Here is a 3,301-nt window from a genome sequence, read left to right on the forward strand (position 1 = left end):
TTGGTCTGATCAACTCTCTTGCGACATTCGCGCGGGTGAACAAGTATGGCTTTATCGAAACACCTTACCGCGTTGTGAAAAACGGTACGGTTACCGACGAAGTGCACTACATGTCCGCAACCGAGGAAATGCGCCACACTGTGGCTCAGGCGAACGCCAACCTTGATGAGAACATGAAGTTCGTGAACGATCTGGTCTCTACACGTAAGTCTGGCGATTATACCTTGTCCCCGAACGAAAATGTGGACCTGATCGACGTTTCGCCAAAGCAGCTGGTCTCTGTCGCCGCCTCGCTGATCCCGTTCCTTGAGAACGACGACGCGAACCGCGCTTTGATGGGCTCCAACATGCAACGTCAGGCCGTTCCATTGCTGCGCGCAGAAGCGCCGCTGGTTGGTACAGGCATCGAAGAAGTTGTTGCTCGCGATTCCGGCGCGGCGATCATGGCGAAACGCGCAGGTATCATCGACCAGGTCGATGCCCAGCGTATCGTTGTGCGCGCAACGCATGACCTTGAACTCGGCGATGCAGGCGTAGACATCTACCGCATGCGCAAGTTCCAGCGCTCGAACCAGAACACCACGATCAACCAGCGTCCGCTGGTGAAAGTGGGCGACACGGTTCAAAAGGGTGAAGTTATTGCCGACGGTCCATCCACGGATATGGGTGAACTGGCGCTTGGTAAAAACGTGGTCGTCGCGTTTATGCCTTGGAACGGCTACAACTACGAAGACTCCATCCTGATCTCCGAGCGCATTTCGCGTGACGACGTCTTCACTTCGATCCACATCGAAGAATTCGAAGTCGCCGCACGTGACACGAAGCTTGGCCCGGAAGAAATCACACGCGATATTCCAAACGTCGGCGAAGAAGCGCTTCGTAACCTCGACGAAGCGGGTATCGTCTACATCGGCGCAGACGTTGAGCCGGGTGATATCTTGGTCGGCAAGATCACACCAAAGGGCGAAAGCCCGATGACGCCGGAAGAAAAACTTCTGCGCGCTATCTTTGGTGAAAAAGCGTCTGACGTTCGCGACACATCGCTCCGCGTTAAGCCGGGCGATTTCGGGACCGTTGTCGAAGTGCGCGTCTTCAACCGCCACGGCGTTGAAAAAGACGAACGTGCGCTGCAGATCGAGCGTGAAGAAGTCGAGCGTCTCGCGCGTGACCGTGATGACGAACTCGTCATTCTGGATCGCAACATCTATGCACGTTTGCAGGGTATGATCCTTGGTAAAGTGGCTGTCAAAGGCCCGAAAGGTGTCAAAGCCAACGCCGAGATCACAGAAGAGCTGCTTGAAACACTGACACGTGGTCAGTGGTGGCAGTTGGCCCTCAAGGACGAAAAAGACGCACAGATCGTTGAAGCCCTGAACGAGCAGTACGAAATTCAAAAGCGTACATTGGATGCCCGTTTCGAGGACAAAGTCGAAAAAGTACGTCGCGGCGACGATCTGCCTCCGGGCGTGATGAAGATGGTCAAAGTCTTCGTTGCTGTGAAGCGCAAGCTTCAGCCAGGCGACAAGATGGCGGGCCGTCACGGCAACAAAGGTGTTATTTCCAAGGTTGTACCAATGGAAGATATGCCGTTCCTTGCCGATGGTACGCCTGTTGACTTCTGTTTGAACCCGCTGGGTGTTCCCTCGCGTATGAACGTTGGTCAGATTCTGGAAACCCACATGGGTTGGGCCGCACGTGGTCTGGGTCTGAACATTGACGAAGCACTGGGTGAATACCGCCGTTCTGGCGATCTGACGCCTGTGCGTGAAGCAATGCACTTGGCTTATGGCGATGATGTCTCCGAAGAGGGCATTGCCGGCATGAGTGAGGGCGACCTCATTGAAGCCGCGGGCAACGTCACAAACGGTGTGCCGATCGCGACGCCTGTCTTTGACGGCGCGAAAGAGCATGACGTGAACGACAGCCTCAAGCGTGCGGGTTTCTCTGAAAGCGGTCAGTCGGTTCTGTTTGACGGACGTACAGGCGAGCAGTTCGCGCGCCCTGTGACGGTCGGCATCAAGTACCTTCTGAAACTGCACCACCTTGTGGATGACAAAATCCACGCGCGTTCCACTGGTCCATACTCGCTGGTCACACAGCAGCCATTGGGCGGTAAAGCGCAGTTCGGTGGACAGCGCTTTGGTGAGATGGAAGTTTGGGCACTTGAAGCATATGGCGCAGCCTACACGCTTCAGGAAATGCTCACCGTCAAGTCGGACGATGTTGCAGGCCGCACGAAGGTCTACGAGAGCATCGTTAAAGGTGAAGACAACTACGAGGCTGGTATTCCAGAGAGCTTTAACGTTCTCGTTAAGGAAGTCCGCGGCCTTGGTCTGAACATGGAACTCCTGGACGCGGAGGAAGATGAATAGGGCCCAAATTTTCTAGAAAATTTGGATGGCGGTTTTTCAAGGAAAACCGCCGCCCTCCATCTCCCAATGCTCCCCTTTCAAGGATTTGAAAATGAACCAGGAACTGACAAACAACCCGTTCAACCCGCTCACACCTCCTAAGGTGTTTGATGAGATCAAAGTCTCGCTGGCTTCGCCAGAGCGGATCCTGTCGTGGTCTTTCGGCGAAATCAAAAAGCCGGAAACCATCAACTACCGTACCTTCAAGCCAGAGCGGGACGGCCTGTTCTGCGCGCGTATCTTTGGCCCGATCAAAGATTACGAATGCCTCTGCGGTAAATACAAGCGCATGAAATATCGCGGCGTTGTCTGCGAAAAATGCGGCGTTGAAGTTACACTGCAAAAAGTACGCCGTGAGCGTATGGGCCACATCGAACTGGCATCCCCAGTTGCGCACATCTGGTTCCTCAAATCCTTGCCATCGCGCATCGGTTTGATGCTGGATATGACTCTACGTGATCTCGAGCGTGTTCTCTACTTTGAAAACTACGTTGTGATCGAGCCGGGCCTTACGGACCTCACCTACGGTCAGATGATGACCGAAGAAGAATATATGGACGCCCAAGACACCTTCGGCATGGACGCATTCACTGCGAACATCGGCGCTGAAGCGATCCGCGAAATGCTGGCTCAGATCGACCTTGAATCCGAGGCAGAAACGCTGCGCGCGGATCTGGCCGAAGCGACAGGTGAACTCAAGCCAAAGAAGATCATCAAGCGTCTTAAAGTCGTTGAAAGCTTCCTTGAATCCGGCAACCGTCCTGAGTGGATGATCCTGACCGTGATCCCTGTGATCCCGCCAGAGCTGCGTCCGCTGGTTCCGCTCGATGGTGGCCGTTTCGCGACGTCTGATCTGAACGATCTGTATCGCCGCGTGATTAACCGTAACA

1 protein-coding gene and 1 pseudogene are annotated in these 3,301 nt (G+C 54.5%); both read left to right on the forward strand.

Translation table 11 applies throughout. The features are described 5' to 3' along the window. Positions 1-2,372, forward strand: a 2,372-nt coding sequence (gene rpoB, locus WBC85_RS13760) for a DNA-directed RNA polymerase subunit beta (protein ID WP_424438300.1), incomplete at its 5' end; no start/stop codon positions are given. Positions 2,373-2,463: 91 nt separating this feature from the next. Further along, a pseudogene (locus tag WBC85_RS13765) lies at positions 2,464-3,301 on the forward strand (DNA-directed RNA polymerase subunit beta'); the annotation flags it as partial.

This window comes from Planktotalea sp. (genome assembly GCF_049680325.1).
Classification (GTDB): domain Bacteria; phylum Pseudomonadota; class Alphaproteobacteria; order Rhodobacterales; family Rhodobacteraceae; genus Planktotalea.